Source organism: Streptomyces sp. NPDC006552, assembly GCF_040611655.1.
GTDB lineage: Bacteria > Actinomycetota > Actinomycetes > Streptomycetales > Streptomycetaceae > Streptomyces.
Genome location: NZ_JBEXOS010000003.1, coordinates 41,494 through 61,588 on the forward strand (window position 1 = coordinate 41,494; position 20,095 = coordinate 61,588).

General features: G+C 72.6%; 18 protein-coding genes and 2 pseudogenes. 4 read left to right on the plus strand and 16 right to left on the minus strand.

Going from position 1 to position 20,095, the window contains the following annotated elements:
• Window positions 1-10: 10 nt before the first annotated feature.
• Together glgC and glgA are read right to left on the minus strand one after the other, a co-directional pair.
• On the minus strand, window positions 11-1,228 hold the full coding sequence (gene glgC, locus ABZY33_RS02630) for a glucose-1-phosphate adenylyltransferase (RefSeq protein ID WP_356489612.1): 1,218 nt from the start codon (window positions 1,226-1,228) through the stop codon (window positions 11-13).
• A gap of 26 nt (window positions 1,229-1,254) precedes the next feature.
• Complete coding sequence (gene glgA, locus ABZY33_RS02635) at window positions 1,255-2,418, minus strand: glycogen synthase (protein WP_356489613.1); 1,164 nt, start codon at window positions 2,416-2,418, stop codon at window positions 1,255-1,257.
• A 277-nt stretch (window positions 2,419-2,695) separates the two neighbouring features.
• On the opposite strand from glgA, the gene ABZY33_RS02640 reads away from it, so the two are divergent.
• Entirely contained in the window at window positions 2,696-3,649 is a 954-nt protein-coding gene (locus ABZY33_RS02640) for a DMT family transporter (protein WP_356489614.1), read from the plus strand.
• On the opposite strand, the gene ABZY33_RS02645 is transcribed toward ABZY33_RS02640, so the two are convergent.
• Together ABZY33_RS02645 and ABZY33_RS02650 are read right to left on the minus strand one after the other, a co-directional pair.
• A complete protein-coding gene (locus tag ABZY33_RS02645) occupies window positions 3,639-4,868 on the minus strand; it encodes a peptidoglycan DD-metalloendopeptidase family protein (RefSeq protein ID WP_356489615.1) in 1,230 nt (409 codons plus the stop codon). The genes ABZY33_RS02640 and ABZY33_RS02645 overlap by 11 nt on opposite strands.
• 97 nt (window positions 4,869-4,965) lie before the next feature.
• Window positions 4,966-5,937 carry an acetylxylan esterase gene (locus ABZY33_RS02650; RefSeq protein WP_356489616.1) on the minus strand — a complete coding sequence of 324 codons (972 nt, stop codon included), beginning with the start codon at window positions 5,935-5,937 and terminating at the stop codon, window positions 4,966-4,968.
• 122 nt (window positions 5,938-6,059) lie between these two features.
• On the opposite strand from ABZY33_RS02650, the gene gndA reads away from it, so the two are divergent.
• Complete coding sequence (gndA, locus tag ABZY33_RS02655; RefSeq protein WP_356489617.1) at window positions 6,060-7,499, plus strand: NADP-dependent phosphogluconate dehydrogenase; 1,440 nt, start codon at window positions 6,060-6,062, stop codon at window positions 7,497-7,499.
• 363 nt (window positions 7,500-7,862) lie between these two features.
• Here gndA and ABZY33_RS02660 read toward each other — a convergent pair whose 3' ends face one another.
• The 8 genes from ABZY33_RS02660 to ABZY33_RS02695 form a co-directional block, all read right to left on the minus strand.
• Complete coding sequence (locus ABZY33_RS02660; RefSeq protein WP_356489618.1) at window positions 7,863-8,306, minus strand: nitroreductase family deazaflavin-dependent oxidoreductase; 444 nt, start codon at window positions 8,304-8,306, stop codon at window positions 7,863-7,865.
• Between the two features lie 56 nt (window positions 8,307-8,362).
• Window positions 8,363-9,013 (minus strand): aspartate/glutamate racemase family protein, encoded by a 651-nt coding sequence (locus ABZY33_RS02665; RefSeq protein WP_356489619.1) that lies wholly within the window; start codon window positions 9,011-9,013, stop codon window positions 8,363-8,365.
• 53 nt (window positions 9,014-9,066) lie between these two features.
• Window positions 9,067-9,429, minus strand: coding sequence for a GNAT family N-acetyltransferase (locus ABZY33_RS02670; protein ID WP_356489620.1), 363 nt, complete (start codon window positions 9,427-9,429; stop codon window positions 9,067-9,069).
• A 78-nt stretch (window positions 9,430-9,507) separates the two neighbouring features.
• Window positions 9,508-9,927 carry an aspartate 1-decarboxylase gene (gene panD / locus ABZY33_RS02675; RefSeq protein WP_356489621.1) on the minus strand — a complete coding sequence of 140 codons (420 nt, stop codon included), beginning with the start codon at window positions 9,925-9,927 and terminating at the stop codon, window positions 9,508-9,510.
• A gap of 231 nt (window positions 9,928-10,158) precedes the next feature.
• Window positions 10,159-11,535, minus strand: coding sequence for a cellulase family glycosylhydrolase (locus ABZY33_RS02680; protein ID WP_356489622.1), 1,377 nt, complete (start codon window positions 11,533-11,535; stop codon window positions 10,159-10,161).
• Window positions 11,536-11,654: 119 nt separating this feature from the next.
• Window positions 11,655-12,725 carry a lytic polysaccharide monooxygenase gene (locus ABZY33_RS02685; protein ID WP_356489623.1) on the minus strand — a complete coding sequence of 357 codons (1,071 nt, stop codon included), beginning with the start codon at window positions 12,723-12,725 and terminating at the stop codon, window positions 11,655-11,657.
• A 597-nt stretch (window positions 12,726-13,322) separates the two neighbouring features.
• Window positions 13,323-14,450, minus strand: a complete 1,128-nt coding sequence (locus tag ABZY33_RS02690; protein WP_356489624.1) for a cellulose binding domain-containing protein — start codon at window positions 14,448-14,450, stop codon at window positions 13,323-13,325.
• A gap of 249 nt (window positions 14,451-14,699) precedes the next feature.
• Entirely contained in the window at window positions 14,700-15,722 is a 1,023-nt protein-coding gene (locus ABZY33_RS02695) for a LacI family DNA-binding transcriptional regulator (protein WP_356489625.1), read from the minus strand.
• Window positions 15,723-15,980: 258 nt separating this feature from the next.
• Here ABZY33_RS02695 and ABZY33_RS02700 point away from each other — a divergent pair.
• A pseudogene (locus tag ABZY33_RS02700) lies at window positions 15,981-16,151 on the plus strand (MFS transporter); the annotation flags it as partial.
• On the opposite strand, the gene ABZY33_RS02705 reads toward ABZY33_RS02700, so the two are convergent.
• Complete coding sequence (locus ABZY33_RS02705; protein ID WP_356489776.1) at window positions 16,107-16,868, minus strand: phosphatase PAP2 family protein; 762 nt, start codon at window positions 16,866-16,868, stop codon at window positions 16,107-16,109. The pseudogene ABZY33_RS02700 and the gene ABZY33_RS02705 sit on opposite strands and share 45 nt — an antisense overlap.
• A gap of 137 nt (window positions 16,869-17,005) precedes the next feature.
• Window positions 17,006-17,272: pseudogene (locus ABZY33_RS02710) on the minus strand (DedA family protein); the annotation flags it as partial.
• A 43-nt stretch (window positions 17,273-17,315) separates the two neighbouring features.
• Between ABZY33_RS02710 and ABZY33_RS02715 the strand changes: the two are divergent.
• Window positions 17,316-17,918 carry an SMI1/KNR4 family protein gene (locus ABZY33_RS02715; protein WP_356489626.1) on the plus strand — a complete coding sequence of 201 codons (603 nt, stop codon included), beginning with the start codon at window positions 17,316-17,318 and terminating at the stop codon, window positions 17,916-17,918.
• Here the strand turns inward: ABZY33_RS02715 and ABZY33_RS02720 are convergent.
• Both ABZY33_RS02720 and ABZY33_RS02725 read right to left on the minus strand, forming a co-directional pair.
• Window positions 17,909-18,061: a hypothetical protein gene (locus tag ABZY33_RS02720; protein ID WP_356489627.1), complete on the minus strand. Its 153-nt coding sequence runs from the start codon at window positions 18,059-18,061 to the stop codon at window positions 17,909-17,911. The two genes, ABZY33_RS02715 and ABZY33_RS02720, sit on opposite strands and share 10 nt — an antisense overlap.
• A gap of 334 nt (window positions 18,062-18,395) precedes the next feature.
• Window positions 18,396-19,814, minus strand: a complete 1,419-nt coding sequence (locus tag ABZY33_RS02725) for a YncE family protein (RefSeq protein ID WP_356489628.1) — start codon at window positions 19,812-19,814, stop codon at window positions 18,396-18,398.
• Window positions 19,815-20,095 lie beyond the last annotated feature (281 nt).

Below are 20,095 nucleotides of genomic sequence, written 5' to 3' on the forward strand. Positions count from 1 at the left end.
GCCCGGCGGGTCAGTGCACCGCCTGGCCCTTCCCCAGGGCGATCACGCCGTTCTTCGACACCGTGTAGAGCTCCGCGTCCCGGACCGGGTTGACGCCGATCGTCGCCCCGGCCGGGACCTCCACGTTCTTGTCGAGCACAGCACCGCGCACCACCGCTCCCCTGCCGATCCGCACGTTGTCGTGGAGTACGGAGCTCTGGACGACCGCGCCGTCCTCGACCGTCACGCCCGGGGAGAGGACGGAGCCGGTGACCTGGCCCCGGATGACGCAGCCGGGGCTGACGATCGACTCGCTCGCGATGCCCGCCGCGCAGAACTTGGCCGGCGGCAGCTGCCCGGAGTGGGTGTAGATGGGCCAGAGCCGGTTGTCCAGGTTGAACATGGGCTCGTCCGAGATGAGGTCCATGTGGGCCTCGTAGTACGTGTCCAGGGTGCCGACGTCGCGCCAGTAGGCGTGGTCCCGCTCGGTCTCGCCGGGCACCCGGTTGTCGTCGAAGTCGTAGACCTGCGCGACGCCGCGCTCGGTGAGCAGCGGCAGGATCGAGCCGCCCATGTCATGGGCCGAGTCACCGTCCTCCGCGTCCTGTTGCAACGCGTCGACCAGGGTCTTGGTGGTGAAGAGGTAGTTGCCCATCGAGGCGAACACCTCGTTGCCGCCGCCCGGCAGCGGCGGCGGGTTCGACGGCTTCTCCAGGAAGGCGTCGATGCGGGTGCTGTCCCGGGCCGGGGTGATGACGCCGAAGGAGGGGGCCTGGGCGCGCGGCACCCGGATGCCCGCGACGGTGACGCCCGCGCCGGACTCGATGTGCTGCGCGAGCATCTGCCGGGGGTCCATCCGGTAGACGTGGTCGGCGCCGAACACCGCGATGAAGTCGGGCTGTTCGTCGTGGACGAGGTTGAGGGACTGCAGGATCGCGTCGGCGCTGCCCGAGTACCAGCGCGGCCCGAGCCGCTGCTGGGCGGGGACGGGCGTGACGTAGTTGCCGAGCAGGCTCGACATCCGCCACGTCGTGGTGACGTGCCGGTCCAGGGAGTGCGACTTGTACTGCGTCAGCACGCAGATGCGCAGGATGTCGGCGTTGACCAGGTTCGACAGGACGAAGTCGACCAGGCGGTAGGTGCCGCCGAAGGTCACCGCGGGCTTCGCCCGGTCCGCGGTCAGCGGCATCAGCCGCTTCCCCTCTCCTCCCGCCAGTACGATCCCGAGCACCGAAGGCCCACCGCGCATGTCCGCCCCCTCCATGTCCTGGCGTCTCAGGCGCCGTTGAGGATCTCCTCGTACACCTGCACCGTGCGCCGGGCCACCGCGGCCCAGCCGAACTCCGCCACGGCCCGCTCCCGGCCGGCCGCCCCCATGCGGCGCGCCGCGCCGGGGTCGCCGACCACCTCGTTCAGGGCGCGCGCCAGGCCCGCCTCGAAGGCCGCCGGGTCCGCCTCCGTGTACGGGACGAGTACGCCGCTCTCCCCGTCGGCCACCACCTCGGGGATGCCGCCGACGCGGGACGCCACGACCGCCGTCCCGCAGGCCATGGCTTCCAGGTTGACGATGCCGAGCGGCTCGTAGACCGACGGGCAGACGAACACCGCCGCATGCGTGAGGAGTTGGACGACCTCGTCGCGCGGCAGCATCGAGGGGATCCAGCAGACTCCGTCGCGGGCCTTCTTCAACTCCGCCACCAGTTCGCGGAACTCGCGCCCGATCTCCGGTGTGTCCGGCGCCCCGGCGCAGAGCACCAGCTGTACGTCCTTGTCCAGTTCGCGTGCCGCGCGCAGCAGGTGCGGCACACCCTTCTGGCGCGTGATGCGGCCGACGAAGACGACGTAGGGGCGGGCCGGGTCGATGCCGAAGCGGCGCAGGACGTCCGTGCCGGGGTCGGCCTGGTAAAGCGTGACGTCGATGCCGTTGTGCACGACGCGCACCCGTCCGGGGTCCAGGCGGGGATAGCAGGCGAGGATGTCGTCGCGCATCGCCCGCGACACGGCGATGACCCCGTCCGCCGCCTCGATCGCGGTGCGTTCGGCCCAGGACGACAGCGCGTAACCGCCACCGAGCTGCTCGGCCTTCCAGGGGCGCAGCGGCTCCAGCGAGTGCGCGGTCAGCACGTGCGGAATGCCGAGGTGGAGGGCGGCCAGGTGGCCCGCGAGGTTGGTGTACCAGGTGTGGGAGTGCACGAGGTCGCGGCCGTCGAGGGCGGCGGCCATGGAGAGGTCGACGGAGAGGGTGCGCAGCGCGTCGTTCGCCCCCTCCAGCGCGGACCAGGCCCGGTGCCGGCGCACCCCGTCGGCCGCCCCTTCGCCCCAGGTGTGCACCTCGAGGTCGACGAGCGGGCGCAACTCCCGTGCCAGGAACTCGACATGGACTCCAGCGCCGCCGTAGACGTCCGGCGGATACTCCCTGCTGAGCACTCCCACTCGCACGCACGGCCCCCACATCCGGTCGTTCCACTCAAGTCAGGTCGGTCGTGCTCGCACCGCGTCTCATGGTCACCCATGAAAGCGCCGCGCGGAAGAGTGCGAACGGTACGAAGCCCTCCGGTCACTGTGGGCACCCGCCCTGGGGATGACTGGGGGCGCGGTGTACTCCATCGGCAGTAGGACTCAATGCGTGCTCAGGTCGGACGACACGAACGCCGTCGCGAGAGATCGTGGAGAGTATGAGAAGCGACCGCGCGCACCACACAGCAGGGGGCACGAGATGAGTGCCCTGGCATTGTCCGTACTGCTCTCCCTGGTCTCCGCGGTCGCCTACGCGGGCGGGGCGATCGTGCAGGAGCGGGTCGCCGAGACCTCACCGGACTCGGCGTACGCGCCACTGCGCAGGCCCGCCTGGTGGGGCGCCGGGTCGCTGAACGGTCTGGGCGCGCTGCTGCACGTCATCGCGCTCGCCTACGGTCCGCTGAGTCTGGTGCAGCCGCTGGGCGCCCTGACGATCGTGCTCGCGCTGCCGATGGCGGCCCTGTTCGTCCGGCGCCGGGCCGGGGCCGCCGCCTGGCGCGGGGCGATCATGGCGACGGTCGGGCTCGCGGGCCTGCTGTCGCTGACCGGTTCGGCCTCCGAGGACTCGCTGGACGGTGCGGAGCGGCTGCTGGTCGGTCTGATCACGGCCGGTGGCGTGCTGGTGCTGATGATGTCGGCGCGGGCCGCGCACCGGCATCCGGTGGTGCGCGCGGTGCTGCTGGCGGTCGCGGCGGGCAGCGCGTTCGGCATGGCGTCGGTCTTCACGAAGTCGGTGGCGGTGGACTGGTCGGGCCGGCCCGTGGAGCAGCTCGGCACGCTGCTGGCGATCGCCGCGCTCGCCACGGCGGGCATGCTGCTCTCACAGGCCTCCTACCGGGGCGCGGGCCTGGCCGCGCCGCTCGCGACGTCGACCGTCGTGAACCCGGTGGCAGCGGCGGCCGTCGGCATCACCCTGTTCGGTGAGACGTTCCGGCACGGCACGATCGGCACGGCGTTGGCGCTGGGCTGCGGCGTGGTGGCCGCGGGCGGCCTGATCCTGCTGACGACGGAGCGCATCGGCCGGGACCGCGGCGCCCGGGTGATCTCCCAGCACACGCCGGAGGTGCCGGACAGCCCGGCCGCCCTGGACGGCATGGCGGACCAGCCGGAGCCGTCCCGCGGCGCTCCGGCTCACCGGAACGTCAGATCCTGACGCCGTGGGCCCGCAGGTACGCGAGCGGGTCGATGTCGCTGCCGAAGCCGGGCCCCGTGCGCACCTCGAAGTGCAGATGCGGGCCCGTGCTGTTGCCGGTGGAGCCCGAGCGGGCGATGCGCTGGCCCTCCACGACGCGCTGGCCGCTCTTCACGGACAGGGCCGACAGGTGCCCGTACTGGCTGTAGTGGCCGTCGGCGTGCCGGATCACCACCTGGTAGCCGTAAGCGCCGCCCCAGCCGGCCGCGACGACCTGGCCCGCGGCGACGGCCTTGACGGAGGTGCCGGTCGGCACGGCGAAGTCCACGCCGGTGTGGTACCCCTTCGACCACGAGGAACCCGCCGCGTGGTACGGCGTGCCGAGGGAGGCGTGGACCGGGGCGACGGCCGCGTGCGAGGCGGCCCGGGGTGCCTCGGTCTTCTTCGTCTCGGTCTTGTGGGCCTGCTTCGGCGCGGCCTTCTTGGGCTCGGTCTTCTTCGGCGCGGCCTTCTTGGGAGGCGCCTTCTGTGCCTTCTTGGGGTGGGTCTTCTGCGGGTGCGGCGCGTGCCGGGGTTCGGCGGTCGTCGTGGACGCGCCGGGCATCGAGAGCCGCTGCCCCGGCAGGATCAGGTCGGGGTCGCCGCCGATGATCTCGCGGTTGGCGGTGTACAGCCGGTGCCAGCCGCCCCGCACCTTGCGGGCGTCCGCGATACCGGAGAGCGTGTCGCCGCCGACGACGGTGTACATCTCGGCGCGGCCCGCGGCCGACTGCGGGGTCACCTCGGGCTTGACGTCCTGGACGGTGCGGGCCGGGGCGGGACGCTCGGCCGTGCGGGTCAGGACCGGGGCGGGCCGCTCGGCCGTGCGGGTCAGGCCCGCCCGCTGCGCGCACACCGGCCAGGCGCCGGGGCCCTGCCCCTTCAGGACCTTCTCGCCGACCGCGATCTGCTGGTCCTTGGTGGCCAGGTCGGCGCGGGACGCGTAGGCCGTGCCGCCGTACGCGGCCCAGGTGGAGCGGGTGAACTGGAGGCCGCCGAAGAAGCCGTTGCCCGTGTTGACGCTCCAGTTGCCGGTCGACTCGCACGCGGCGACCTTGTTCCACGTCTGGACGTCGGCGGCCTGCGCCGCACCGGCCCCGATGAGCGGGATCGCCATGCCGGCGCCGCCGACGGTCACGGTCAGCGACGCCCGGTTGACCCGGCTCGGCTGGTACCGGCGGTGCCGGCCGCGTAACGCCATGGAAGCCCCCTTGGAAACCCGACAGGCACGCAGGAGGCGCAAATTAGCGGCTCCCACGCCGCCGTGACAAGGGCGCCGAGAGCCCCGGTGGCTGTTTTCAGCCCCTCAAGTGGCCCGGAAGCCACCGCAGTTGCACCGCCTGCTGGTAGGGACCGCCGCCCTCGTGGTCGTTGAACGTGTACACCTCCATGGACCGCTCCGTGCCTGCCCAGTGGTTGTGCGCGGCGAACACCGTCGACGGCGGACAGGTCAGGTCCTCCAGGGCCGCCGAGAAGAGGACGGGCGCGGTGGCGCGGGCCGCGAAGTTCATGGCGTCGAAGTAGGAGAGCGTCCGGAAGACCCGCTCGTCCTGCCCGATGTGCGACTTGAGGTAGAGGGCGATCTCGCGGTACGGGTGACGGTCCGTGAGCGTGGCCGCGCGGCCGAAATGGCACAGGAACGGCACGTCGGGGGCGGCCGCCCGGAGGTCCGGCACGAGGGCGGCCACGGCGATCGCGATGCCGCCGCCCTGGCTGGCGCCCACCACGGCGACTCGGCCGGCATCGACGAGCGGGTGCGAGCGGGCGGCCTCCACGGCGCGCACGGCGTCCGTGTGGACGCGCCGGTAGTAGTGGTCGTGCGGGTCCTGGATGCCCCGCGTCAGGAAACCGGGGCTGGCCGGCCCGCTGCCGACCGGGTCCGGGGTGTGGCCGGCGGCGCCGTCGCCGCCCTGGCCGCGCGTGTCCATCACGAAGTGCGCGAAACCGGCGGCCGCCCAGCGCAGGTGTGTGTGGGGCAGGCCCCGCCCGTTGCCGTAGCCGATGTACTCGACGACGGCCGGCAGCGGCTCGGTGGTGCCCGCGGGAAGGACCAGCCAGCCCCGCACGGGATGCCCGCCGAAGCCCGCGTACGTAACGTCGAATACGTCGACCGCGGTGAGCGGGACATCGACCGGGGAGAACCGCGCGTCGAGGTCGTGCTGCCGGGCCTCGGCGAGGGTCTTCTCCCAGAAGGCGTCGAAGTCGTCCAGGGCCGTCAACGCCGGCTTGTAGGCACGCAGTTCCGCGAGCGGCAGATCGAAATGAGGCACGCACGGCTCCAGCATCGTAGAGAGTGCGGACGACGGGGTCCGCGGGGCGGTGGCTCAGGCTACGCCTCCACCTCCGCAAACTGAACAAGACCTACCAAATTCCCAATCCAGGAGCGACAGGCATGAGCACTACAGCCCAGATCGGTGTCAGCGGGCTCGCTGTCATGGGGCGCAATCTCGCCCGCAACTTCGCGCGGAACGGTTACACGGTCGCCCTGCACAACCGCACCGCGTCCCGTACGCGCCAACTGGTCGAGGAGTTCGGCGACGAGGGCACCTTCGTCCCGGCCACCAGCGCGGAGGAGTTCGTGGCCTCGCTAGAACGGCCGCGGCGCCTGGTGATCATGGTGAAGGCGGGCGAGCCGACGGACGCGGTGATCAAGGAGTTCGCGCCGCTGCTCGAACCCGGCGACATGATCGTGGACGGCGGCAACGCGCACTTCGCCGACACCCGGCGCCGCGAGCAGGAGCTGCGTGAGCAGGGCATCCACTTCGTCGGCACCGGCGTCTCCGGCGGCGAGGAGGGCGCGCTGCACGGGCCGAGCATCATGCCGGGCGGCAGCGGGGAGTCGTACGCGTCGCTCGGCCCGATGCTGGAGAAGATCGCGGCGAAGGCGACGGACGGCGCCCCGTGCGTGACGCACGTCGGCCCGGACGGCGCGGGCCACTTCGTCAAGATGGTCCACAACGGCATCGAGTACGCCGATATGCAACTCATCGGCGAGGCCTACCAGTTGTTGCGCGATGTCGCCGGGTACTCCCCCGCGCGGATCGCCGACGTCTTCCGCACGTGGAACACCGGCCGACTGGACTCCTACCTGATCGAGATCACGGCCGAGGTCCTCTCCCATGTGGACGCCGCCACCGGCCGGCCGTTCGTGGACGTCGTCCAGGACCAGGCGGAGCAGAAGGGCACGGGCCGCTGGACGGTGCAGATCGCCCTCGACCTGGGGGTGCCGGTGTCCGGCATCGCCGAGGCGGTGTTCGCGCGCTCGCTGTCGGGCCACGCCGAACTGCGCGCCGCGTCCAAGGAGTTGGCGGGCCCCACCGCCACGGCGCTGAGCGGACCGGCCGCCGCGGCCTTCGCCGACCAGGTCGAACAGGCCCTGTACGCCTCGAAGATCGTCTCCTACACGCAGGGCTTCCACGAGATCGCCGCGGGCAGCCAGGAGTACGACTGGGACATCGACGCGGGGGCGGTGGCCCGCATCTGGCGCGGCGGCTGCATCATCCGGGCCGCGTTCCTGGACCGGATCACCGCCGCCTACGAGGCAGAGCCCGGCCTCGTCTCGCTCCTGTCGGACAAGGGCTTCGCGGACGAGATCGCGGCGGCCCAGGACGACTGGCGCGCCGTCCTGGTCGCCGCGACCACGCAGGGCGTGCCCACACCGGGCTTCGCCGCCGCACTCGCCTATTACGACGCGCTGCGCGCCGAGCGCCTGCCGGCCGCGCTCACGCAGGGCCAGCGGGACTACTTCGGCGCGCACACGTACCGCAGGACCGACCGTGAGGGCTCGTTCCACACGCTGTGGGGCGGGGACCGCTCGGAGACCGGCGCCTAGGACGTCCCGCGGGCGGCCCCCGCCCGGCGGCTCACACGGGTGAGGGCTCGGGCTCCGGCGGCGTGGGGTCGGGGTCCGGCTGCGGGCCCGGCGGCGCCGGGGACGGCGGGGGCTGCGGCACAGGCCCGGGGCCCGGGTTCGGCGCCGGGAAGGGGTCCGGGACGTCGGGGCCCGGGCCGGGGACCGGCGTGGGGTTCGGCGGGACGGGATCGGGTCCCGGCACCGGCTGCGGGCTCGGCGGGACGGGATCGGGGAACGGCTGGGTCATCGCACTGCCTCCATAGGTTCGGAGGGGGGTCGTGTCCACTGTCTCCCGCCCCGCCTGCCCACGCCCGCCGGACTCACGCGTCCGGCCGCGCCGGCTCAGCCGTCGGTGCGGGTCAGACGCACGACGGGGATGTCCCGGCCGGTCTTCTTCTGGTACTCCGCATAGGGGGCGAACAGCTCGACCAGGGAGTCCCAGACCCGGGCCTTCTCCTCGGGCGGCAGGGTCTCGGCGCGGGCGGTGAACCGCTCGGTGCCGACCCGCAACCGGACGTCCGGGTTGGCCTGGAGGTTCAGGTACCAGAGCGGGTGCTGGTCGGCGCCCCCGTAGGAGGCCACGATCAGGTAGTCGTCGCCGTCGCGCCCGTAGATCAGTACGGTGCGCCGCCACTGCCCGGTCTTGCGGCCCTGGTAGTCGAGGAGCAGGCAGGGCACGCCCTGCATGGTGGCACCCCGGGTGCCGCCGGACTCCTCGTAGGTGCGGGCCTGGTCCGCCACCCATCCCGTCGGGCTGATGACGACCTCGCTGTCGCTGGCGCTCATAGCGCTCCTCTCGCTTCGCTCGGTGCACGCGGTCCCGCGCGTCGACGCTGCCCAACCTAGGCCCTTCTGACGACCGCGCACGCGGCGGCCGCGGCGTCCAGGCCGGGGCGCGGGCTGGAGAGCACGGCGAGCGCGGTGCGGGCGCGGTCCGCCGCGCCGGCCATGGAGGCCTGCGCGAGGACGACCACGTCGGCATCGGTGACGGAGTCGACGGCGGCGGCGACCCGGTCGAGGTAGCCGTCCCGGTCCCCGGCGAGGAAACACTCCCAGGCACCGTCGGCGAAGACGGTCCGCACCTCCACGGCGCGCCCGGCCCGGGCCGCCTCCTCCTCGACGAGCGCGAGGGTCGGCGCGAAGGTGCTGTGCACGGTGGCGACCACGGTGATCCGGGGCCCGGTGGCGACGGCCCGCGCGGCCATCGGCCGGTCCACCCGCAGCACGGGCACGCCCAGGCCGGGCGCCAGGTCCTCGGCGACGCCGCCGATGCTGGAGCAGGTGCACAGCACGGCATCCGCGCCGTCGCGCCGCGCCGCCGCCAGGAGCGCCCGCACATCGTCGACGACGGAGCCCGGCCCGCGCTCGCCCGCCCGCACGAGCAGCTCCTCGCGGACGAGGTGGCGCAGCGTGAGGCCCGGGTGCGCGGCGTCGCGCAGGGCGTCAAAGACGGGTATGTGCGCGGGTGAGGTGTGCAGGAGGGCGAGGATCATGCGAGCACCCTAACGACGGGGCCGGGAACCTCAGCCGTGCACTCTGTGGCGGTTCACCACTTGTCGGGATCGGCGGCGAGGGCCGCTTCGGCGGCGGCGAGCAGTTCGGCGGGCGCGGCGGGCGCCTCACCGGGGTGCCGCTCCGCCCAGGCGGCGACGAACGAGCACAGGGGCGCGACGGCGAGCGCCTCGCGCGCGGCCATGGCGTACAGCTCGCGCGCGAGCGAACCCGCGATGCCCTTGCCCTCGTGCGCGGGCTCCACGACGGTGTGCGCCGCGACGAGGGCGGGCGTGGGCTCCGCCAGCACGAAGTACTGGAGGCGTCCGACGGTCTCGCCTGCGGGGCTGCCGGTGGTGCGGGTGCGGGCCGTCAGGAGGCCCCGGTCGCGGTCGTCGTGCAGATCGATGTCGCTCATGGGGCACTCCTGGGGGATCGGGGCGGCGGGCCGACCGCACCGGGCCGCCTGCGGCGGGGTGCGCCCGGCGAGGGCCGCTCAGGCCGGTACGGCTTGCGGGCTCCGCTCGGTGTCACCGCCCGGGACCGGCTCGGACGGGTCCGCGCCGAGGGCCACGATCGCGTTGTCCCGGTCCACGTGCACGACCTTGGGCCGCAGCGAACGCGCCTCGGCGTCGTCGACCTGAGCGTAACTGATGATGATCACCAGATCGCCCGGGTGCACGAGGTGGGCGGCGGCTCCGTTGATCCCGATGACACCGGAGCCGCGCTCGCCCTCGATGACGTAGGTCTCCAACCGGGCGCCGTTGTCGATGTCGACGATGTGCACGAGTTCGCCGGGCAGCAGATCGGCGGCGTCGAGCAGGTCCGCGTCGATGGTGACGGAGCCGACGTAGTGCAGGTCAGCCTGGGTGACGGTGGCTCGGTGGATCTTGGACTTGAACATGGTGCGCAGCATGGGGGCACTCCCACTAGTAGGCTCCCTGCCTGCGTTCTTGCAGGTCAAGGGCTGTGACGACAGCCTACAACGAGTCGCATGTCCAGGCAGCTGTCTCCAGGTTTTCCAAGACTCACGCTGACCACTTGCTGATCTTTCCGACGCCCCGCCAGGTTGCTGAAGGGGGACTTCGCCCGGGGCAAACCACGTACCGCGATGACCGGCTGTGCGAGCGGAGCCGGCGCACGGCGGTCAGCTGGTCGGGAAGTTGTCGGGCGTGCTGATCCGGTTCTTCAGTAGAGTGCCGGACCCGGTCAGCACGCCGCTGCTGCTGTAGTCGGTGCCGTCGCAGGTACCGGGCTTGAACGCCGCGCTGCTCTCGTCGGCGTCGGAGTAGGTCCAGTTCGCGTAGCTGATCTTCAGCCGGTCGAGCAGGTCCAGCCAGGCCGTGGTGCTCGCCTGGTCCATCGCTCCCCCACCGGTGGCGCTCACCGTCCCGAACTCCGTCACGAACAGCGGGAGGGCCGCGGCCGCGCGGCTCACCGTGGTGCGGTAGTTGTCCTTGTGGCTCGCGGCGTAGAAGTGGAACGCGTACATGATGTTGGTGGCGTTGACGGGATTGCTGACGATCTCGCTCTCGTTGGAGCCGTCGGAGACGCCCAGCGAGGACCAGCCGCGGGTGCCGACGACGACGACGGCGTCCGGGTCGGCGGCGCGGATCACCGGGATGACCTGCTCGGCATAGCTCTTGATGGCGCTCCAGCTCACGCCGTTGGGCTCATTGGCGATCTCGTAGATGACGTTCTTCTTGGCGGCGTTGCGGGCGGCGACGGAGGCGAAGAACGTCTTCGCGCGCGAGAGGTTGTAGTTCGGGTCGCCGGGCGTCAGGGTGTGGAAGTCGATCAGCGCGTACATGCCGCGCGCCTCGGCCATGTCGACGAGGTTGTTGACGCGGTTGGTGTAGCCCGCCGGGTCGGTCTCGTACCCGCCCTCCTGCACATACATGGCGGTGCGCAGCAGGTCCGCGTGCCAGTCGTTCGCCAGCGCGTCCAGCGAGGCGGAGTTGTAGCACCCGCTGAACCATTGGAGGCCGTGGGTGCTCATGCCGCGCAGCTGGATGGGCCGGTTGTACTGGTTGCAGAGGTTCGTGCCGCATACGTGCAGCTGCCCGTTGATGTGCACGGGGGTGTCGCCGCCCTGGTCGGGCGGGGTCGGTGGACCGTCGACGGAGCCCGTGCAGGCGACGCCGTTGAGGGTGAACGCCGTGGGCTTCGGATTGGCGCCCGTGAAGGAGCCCACGAACCCGAGGTCGGCCGACGCGCCGGTGGCGAGCGTGCGGTTGTGGTCGGCGTTGCCGGCCGTGACCGTGGTCCCGGACTGTGACCAGGTGGCGTTCCAGCCCTGGACGACCTTCTGTCCCGCGTCGGGCATGGTCGTCTTCAGGGTCCAGCCGCTGACGGAGGCGCCCAGGTTGGTGATGCGCACCGCGGCCTGGAAGCCGCCCTGCCACTGGTTGGTGACCGTGTAGTCGACTTTGCATCCGGTGGCGGCCACCGCCTGGGGACTGAGCAGTGCCGTGAGGCCCAGGACCATCGCGCAGGTCGCGAGTACGGCCAGCAAGCGTTTCAAGGTGCTTCTCCTCGTTCGGAGCGGGGCGGGGGCGGACGGGTCGGTGCCCGGCGGGGGCCGCGGTCGTCCGGCGGCCGCAGCGGCCCCCGCCGGTCGTTCCTGATCCCGTACGGGTGGGGTTACGCGGTGACGCAGCCGATCGAGCCGACGGGATGGTCGTTGCCGGTGGAGGTGGCGGTGAAGCCGAAGGTGGTGCTGGCGTCAGGCGCCACGACGCGGTTGTGATCGGCGTTCTTGACGGTGACCGTGCCGTCGGAGCCGGTCGACAGCGAGCCGTTCCACGCGCTCTCGATCTTCGTGCCGGCGCCGGGCTTCCAAGCCACGGCCCATCCGTCGAGCGGAGCCGTTCCGTGGTTCATGACCTCGACGGACGCCTGGAAGCCGCCCTTCCACGCGTTCACGACGGTGTAGAGGGCCATACACGATCCGGTGTGCGGATCGGTGGGGGTGGGCGTAGGCGTCGGCGTACCGCCGGAACCGCGGATCCCGGTCACCTCGCCGTGGCCACCGTCGAAGACCACGTCGGAACAGGAGAAGAAGTTCTCCTGGCTGTCGGACCGCACCCACTGGATGAAGACCACGGCGTCGCCGGAGCGGCCGGCGGGCAGCTTCAGGTCCCAGTAGTAGTGGCCGCCGTCGGTGCCGGCCGAGCCCTGCTGCTGCGGGTTGGTGACCGTCTGGATGAGGTCCACGTCGTCCCAGCCCAGCTCGGACGTGGGCGACCAGCCGGGCTTGGTCAGGTAGACGCGGAAGTCCCCGGGGTGCGCGGCCCAGTTGCTGTACTGCACCTGCTGGGTCACCCCCGAGGTCAGGTGCGTCCTGGGCCAGTCCGCGCGGGCGGCGTTGTAGGCGGCGAAGTCGTAGGGCGACCGGTTGCCGGCGCTGCACAGCGTGCCGTCCGGCACGTAACCGGCGCCTCGCCCGCCCGCGTTGGAGTCCAGGACGGCGAACCAGTTGTACAGCGCCGACGATCCGGACCGGTCGAGCGCGTCGCGGCAGGCGGGGTTGGTCGGGTCCAGTCCGCCGGTCGGGGTGCGGGCGTCCAGGGAACAGAGGTAGGTGCGTGATCCGGGCATCATCGCCACGCCGTGTGCCTGCGCCCGGTCCTGCCCCAGGAGGGTCAGGCCGAGTGCCGCGAGCAGGGTGGCGAGGGCCATGGTCGCCGTGAGGAGTCTGCTGCGCCGGGCCATGGTGTCTCCTTCCGTACGTGTGCGGGGGGTGCTGGGGTCCGTACGTGTGCGAGGTGTGCTGGGGGCCGTACGTGTGCGGGGCGTGCTGGGGTCGTGATCCGCGCCGGAGCCGGGAGCGGCGGGCGCGGACGGGTGGGAGCGTGGTCGTGGGGCGGTGAGGTCCCTGCCCGCCCGGGGGGACAGTGCCGCCCGCAAGGGCAGGGAAGGCGACGGGGTCGCGTGCGTCAGGCGGGCGGTGCGCCGCAGGCCGGGGCGGCGCCCAGGTAGGCGGGGTTCGTCGGGGAGTCGCTTTACGACGTGGCGGTGCCGCGGCCGTGGTCGCCGGTCTCGGTGAACGCGGACCAGGTGGCGCGGGCGTCACCAGGAGGCGTGCGGGGCGGGCGGCCCCGCGGTCCCGTTCGCCGTACGGCGGACGGAGGCGGTGCCGCCGGGCGGCACGGAGGCAGGGGGAGCCGAGGGTGGTCACGGGGGGGCCGATGGTCATGGGGGCCGATGGAGCGGCGTTGCGGACGGCGGCCCGTTCCTGCGCCGTCCGCAACGGAGCCGCTCCCGAGGTGGCTGGGGGCCGGCCGTTCACCGGCCCCCAGGGGGAGCGGTTCAGGTGCGCGTGCAGGCCGTGCCGTTCAGGCTGAAGCCGGCCGGTTCGGCGAACGTGCCGCTGTACGTGCCCTGGAAGCCGAAGCTCTGGCTCCCGCCGGGTGCGAGCCGCGCGTTGTGCGCCAGGTTGGCCGCCGTGACGGCTCCTGAGGACGGGGAGACGGCGGCGTTCCAGGCGTTGGTGATCCGCTGCCCCGAGGGCAGGGTGAAGGCGACCTTCCAGCCGTCGACCGGTGACGCGCTGGTGTTGCTGACGGTGACGTCCGCGGTGAAGCCGCCCTGCCAGACGCTGTCGGCGTACGTCACCTTGCAGGACATGACTCCGCCGGGGTCACCCGGGCCGGTGCCGCCCGTGTTGACGGTGGAGGAGAACGAGTTCACGGCGAGACCCGCCCCGTTCTGCCACGGCTCGAACCCGGCCTGAACACTCGTCAGGTACCAGCTGTCCTGCGCCATCCCCCGGGCGACGGCCTGCCGGACGAAGTCCATGACGTCGAAGTTCCAGCTGCTGATGGCGGCGGGCGCGACGAAGGACAGCACGTCGTTGGAGCCGTTGTTGCCCGACCACACCTGCCAGGAGCGCCCGGCGACGGTTGCCGTGCCGACCTGGGAGCCCACCGGCTGGATCGGGCCCACCTTGTTGAACCAGATCATGATCTCGGTCCGGTTCACCCCGTCGGTCCGGGGTGTGGGGTCGAGCCAGATGTCGTACGCGGCGTCGTACACCGCGTCGTTGACGTAGCTGTAGGAGATGCCGGTCGGCGCGGAGGTGACAGTGCTGAGGCGCGCCGGGAGTTTCGTGCCGGGTGAGCAGTTGGTGTAGTGGCAGCCGTTGTAGATGGACGGGTACGACTTCGGGGCGCCGTTGGTGGGGACGGAGCCGTCCGCCTGGCTGATCCGGAAGCCGGAGTCGGTGACGTCGACGCACTGGGTGGCGCTGGTGCCCCAGCGGTTGTTCTGGACGACGTAGCGGCCCTGGACGGTGGTCGATCCGAACGCCTCGCAGAGCGTCGTGTCGGCCTGGGCCGCCGGCGCGGCGGTCAGCAGGGCCGCGACACAGGCGAAAGCGGCGAGCAGCGCGCCGGCCATGGCGCGCAGGGGGCGGGAGCGGTGCGGTAACGGTCGCATGCGGGTGCGGTCCTCTCGGGGGGTGGCCGAACCGGGCATGGGAGCGCTCCCAGAACTCGGCGGTTGGGAGCGCTCCCAACTTCTCCTGGCTCGGACTGTAGAGACGGGCGCATGTCCCTGACAAGTCTTCCGACAGGACGGCGTCGCACGACTTACGAAGAGGCAAGTCAGGTGCGAGATCGCGACGGCGCTAGGTTTTGGGAGCGCTCCCGAACGCTCCCGGAACCGAGAGGCCGTCCGTTCCGTACGTCAGGCCGAGCCGCGCAGCACCAGTTCCGTACGGAGGATCACGTGCTGCCAGGCCACCGCCGGTTCGGCTATCTCCGCCATGAGCAGCCGGACCAGGGCGCGGCCGATGTCGTCCACCGGCTGCCGGACCGTGGTCAGCCGCGGGTCCGTGTGCTGGGCCAGCGGGAAGTCGTCGAAGCCGATCACCGCGACGTCCTCGGGCACCCTGCGGCCCGCCGCGCGCAGGGCGGTCAGCGCCCCGGCGGCCGTGGTGTCCGACGCGGCGAACACGCCGTCGAGGTCCGGATGGCGCGCGATGAGTTCGGTCATCGCCCGGCGGCCGCTCTCCTCGGTGAAGTCGCCCTCCACCGCCAGGGACGGCGGGCTCTCGGCGCCCGCGCGGGCCAGGGCTTCCTGGTAGCCGCGCAGCCGGCACCGGGCGGCATACATGTCGAGCGGGCCGGTGATCGTGGCGATCTTCGTCCGGCCGCCGCCGAGCAGGTGGGTGACCGCGTCGCGGGCGCCGCCCACGTTGTCCGCGTCCACGTAGGTGACGCGCTCGTCGTCCGACCGGCGCCCCAGCAGAACGGTGGGCAGCCCCGCCTCCCCCAGCATGTCGGGCAGCCGGTCATCGGCGCGCAAGGACATCAACAGGGTGCCGTCCACCCGGCCACCGCGCGCGTACTCGACGAACCTGCGCCGCTCGACGTCCGTGCGCACCAGCGTGAGCAGCAGTTGCATCCCGGTGTCCGCCAGGGAATCGCTGACGGCCCGTACGGTCTCCGCGAAGAACGGTTCCCCGAACAGCCGCCAGTGCCGCTCCGTCATGACCAGGGCTACCGCGTCGGCGCGCCGCCCCGCGAGCGAACGCGCCGCCAGGTTGGGCACGTAGCCGAGTTCGGCGATGGCGCGCTGCACGGCCCGGCGTGTGGAGTCCCGCACGCCCGCCGCGTTGTTGACGACGCGCGAGACGGTGCCCCGCCCCACACCGGCAAGAGCGGCCACCTCCTCCAGCGTCGGACTGTCGAGACGTTGCCTGCCCACGACCAACCCCACCTCTCCCTCCCCAGGCCCGCGCCGAACCTGCCGCCCGAGCGGGGCCGGGCCCACCGGGTGCGCCCGACGATATGAGATCACGGGGGAGTTGCGGGGCCGGGACGGGCGAGCGGCGTGGGTACGCTGGTAGTTGACGTGCCGTCATCTACGGGTCATGTCGCGGGCGGCGGCCACCACCCTCCGCGGTCATCGCCAGGGCCCCGACACCGGGGGCCGTCAACTCGCGGCCCCGGCCTCGGCACCGCAGGGCTGCCCTGTGTGCTGATCGCGGCTCTCACGGCGGTCCAGCGCGAGTCCCCGGACCATCTCCCGGGCAGAGCGGCGGCCACCGCCGACCCCCTTCTCTACGCCCCCGACGCGTTGACGCCGGCGTCAGGAGCGGGGGCGCTCGCGCTCGTGGACCATCGCGTCCTGCTGATCACCGCCGGAAGTACTGCGGCCGTCGCGGGCGGGCAGCCTCCTTCTTGGCGGCCGCCCCGGGCACATGCGGCCGCGACGGGGCCGGCAGAAGCCGCGCGTGCCGTGTTCATCGCGGATCAGGAGACGTCCTCCCCCGCCGTTTCGACGCCCTACAACGACTCGCACGACCCGGCCGCCGGACCCGGGGTTCTCGTGGCGACCGCCCAGGCCCGCGCAGCACCCCTGAAGGACGTCCGGCGATGCCGGGCCGGCACCCGCGTTCTCATGGCGCCAGGATCTCCGGGGCGGCGGCGCGGCCGTGGGAACGGCGGGTCGTGCAGCGCACGACGACGGCGGCCGCACGCCGGCGACGGCCGCGCCCAGGAGGAGGTCGGCGATCACGTCGTGCGGATAGTGGGCGCCGACCCAGACGCGGGAGAAGGCCATCAGCACGGCGGCGGGCAGGGCGATCAGCGCGATGCGCCGGTCGGTGAACCACGGGGCCCCGGCCGTCGCGGCGGCGACGGCCGCATGGTTGCTGGGGAAGGACCGGTCCCCCACGCCCGGGCACGCCTGCAAGGGGATCGTGTGGAGCACCTGACAGGGCCGCACCTCGTGCAGCAGGCTCTTGACGGCATCGTTGGCGAGGAAGGCCACCGCGACGATCACCGGGGCGGCGAGCGGCGGGAGTTGCGGCCGGCCGGCGGCCCGCGCACGGAGCCAGGCCCAGATCATCAGGACGGCGAACAGGCCCAGGCCCCAGCCGGACCAGAGCGTGATGAGGCTGTTCACCGCGGCCGGGGTGTGGTCGGTCAGCCGGGCGATGCGGGTGTAGAGGGAGTCGTCGGCATGGGTGGCGGTGGTGGTGGCGGTCACGGGCGGTCTCCGGCGTCGGGGGCGGGCGCCGGTGCGGTGGCGCGGCGGCGGTTCTTGCGGTCCTTGCGGAGCTCCCGGCCCAGCGGGACGAGGGAGAGGGCCACGATGGCGGCGACCATGGGCAGCAGGTAGCGGTCGACGTCGGGCACCGAGGAGCCGAGCGCGTATCCGGCCAGGACGAGTCCCACGGTCCACAGGGCACCGCCGACGGCCTGCCACAGTGCGAAGGTGCGCGCCGGGACGTCGAGGGCGCCGGCCGGCGGACGCGCCGACGGAGCCTGCACGGCGTCTCCTTAAGCTCGCCCCATGCCCCAATCACCCCTCACCGAAGCCGACATCGTCGAGGCCGAACGGGAACTCGGTCTCCCCTTCCCCGGTGAGTACCGGGCGTACCTGCGCGAGGTGAGCGCCGGCGGGGCGCTTCTCCCCCTTGAGCGGACCGGGTGTGGCTGGTGGTGGGCCGGGAACGACGAGGTCCGGCGCGCGCTGCTGACCACTCCCTTTCCGCATCCCGACTCCTATGCCGACGCGGATGCCGAACTGATGGCGCGGGAGCCACGGCCCGGGGCGTTCGAGGACGACGCCGCGTACCAGGAGGCCCGGGGCGCCTGGGAGGACGAGGCCGACAGGTTCGAGGACGTGAAGACGGCCGGTGCGGTCGTCATCCAGGAGCACGGCTGCGGTTTCTCCACCGTGCTGGCCCTGACCGGCCCCCTGGCCGGCACGGTCTGGTGGGATGGACGGGCCACCTGCGACCTGATCGTCCCGCTGTCCCTGGACCATGCCGGTGGCGCCCAGCCCGTTCGCTTCGGGCAGTGGCTGGATCACGGTTCCTGGGCACTCCTGCCGCCGGGCTGGGGACCGTCCGTCGACGAGACAGGCGCTGGCCGCCGGGCGGCTCAGCCCTGAGCGGTGGGGCGTACCACGATGTCCGCTACGTCGACGCCCTCGGGCTGCTCGATGGCGAACGCGATGGCGCGGACCACCGCGTCCGGCGCCGGCCCCATCCGCTCCGTCTCCCCGACGATCCGGTCCCGCAGCGCCGGGAGCATGGAGTCCGCGAGTCCGTGCGGACGAACCCCGGGGAGACGACGGTGCCCTGCAGGTTCTCCCCGGCCTGCCGGCCGCCATGCCCCCGGACGCGGCCCTGCGCGCATGGACGCGGCACTTCATGGACTACGTGACCGCCTAGTTCGGAACGATCCGTGCAACGCGAGCCAGCAGATGATCCAGGCCGACCTTGCCTCCCTGAAGGAGGCCGGTGCCACGGCCGGTGTGATCCGCTCCGGCATCGGCCGGACCGCGGCCCGGCCGGCTCCCGGTCAGAGAGAACCGGCCGGTCGGAACCGGCCGCTCGACGACGGCGGATTCACCGCGTGTCCGGCCTCACGGACAGGTGACCAGGACCACGGAGAGGGCGTTGCACGTGACGGAGGCCTTGTCGTTGGCGGGGTTGGGATCGCTGGGGCTGGAAGCGGTGCGCTGGCCGGTGACCTTGATCGGGCCGAGGCTCAGCAGGTGGAGCGGGACACGGAACGTCTTGTGTGCGCTCGCGTTCTGGGCGATGGCCCCGTAGACGCAGGTCACCGTGGTGCCGGCGGCGGTGCATCCGGGGGCGAGCGCCGTGGCGGAGGCGCCCGGCGGGAGCTTCGCGGTGACGGTCGCGGAGCTGACTGCGCCGGGGCCGGTGTGGCGGGCGGTGAGGGTGTAGCTCAGGTAGGGCACCAGGAGGCTCAGGTGCGGTTGCGCCGCGAGGTCGACGTCGACGTCCGCGGGCACCTGCGACGGCGGGGAGACGAACGCGATGCCGTAGGGGCCGCTGAACCCGCCGATCGTGGCCGTGACGGTGTTCGACGAGGTGTCGATCACCGAGACGGTGCCGTCCACCACGTTGGAGACGTAGGCGGCGGTGCCGGCCGGGTCGACCTCGACCTTGGCCGGGTCGGCGCCGACCGGGACGGTGGCCGTCACGGCGTGGGTCGCCGTGTCGATCACCCGCACGTCGTCGCCGCCGCGGTCGGTGACGTAGGCCGTCGCGCCGGACGGGGCGAACGAGACGCCGTGCGGACCGGTGCCGACCGGGATGGTCGCGGTCACCGCGCGGGTCGCCGTGTCGATCACGGAGACGGAGTCGTCGCTGCTGTTGTTGGCGACGTAGGCGACAGCGCCCGAGGGGCTGACGGCCACGCCGGAGGGGGCGTTGCCGACCGGGACGGTGGCGGTCACGGCGTCGGTCGCGGTGTCGATGACCGAGACCGTGCTCCCGTAGTTGTTGGTCACGTAGACGGTGGCACCCGACGGGCTCACCGCCACGCTGTTCGGTGAGCCGCCGACCTCGACGGTGGCGGTCACCGTGTCCGTGGCGGTGTCGATGACCGAGACGGTCTCCTCGCCGCTGTTCGCGACGTACGCGCGGGCCCCGGACGGGGTGAACGCCACGCCGAGGGGGTTGCGGCCGACGCCGATGGTGCGGGTGACCGCGTCGGTCGCCGTGTCGATCACCGAGACGGTCTCGTCGTCGTAGTTCGTGACGTAGGCGTGCGTGTCAGCGGGGTCGACGGCCACGCCGGCGGGGCTGTTGCCGACCTCGATGGTGCGGCTGACCGTGTTCGTGCTCGTGTCGACGACCGTGACGGCGTCGGCGTAGAAGTTGGCGACATAGGCGAACGTGCCCTGCGCCGCGTGGGCCGGGGCGGTGAGCGCCACCACTCCGGTCAGCGTCAGCGCGCCGGCGGCGGCGCCGGATGCCAGCCGCCGCTCCCAGCGGGACGCGGCCCGGCGTGGTCGTGCGGAGTTCGAAGCCAACTGACTCCCCCTTCGTCGAGCCCGCACCCCGGCGGCGGATCCGAAGGACCCGAGGACCGGCGGCGGCGCGGTCACGCAAGTCCCGTCACCGGCGGTCGACCTGACCCCCCGGGCGACAGGCCCCCTCCCTACGTGCCGCGCACCGTCCCGGCGCCGGCCGGAACCGCGACAGCGGCCCCCCGCCGCACACCCGTGGCACCGGATCCGGCGGAGTCAGCAGCATCATCACGCGCCCCCGGCCGGCCCGGGGCGCAATCACCGCAGTTGTCTTCATACGATCA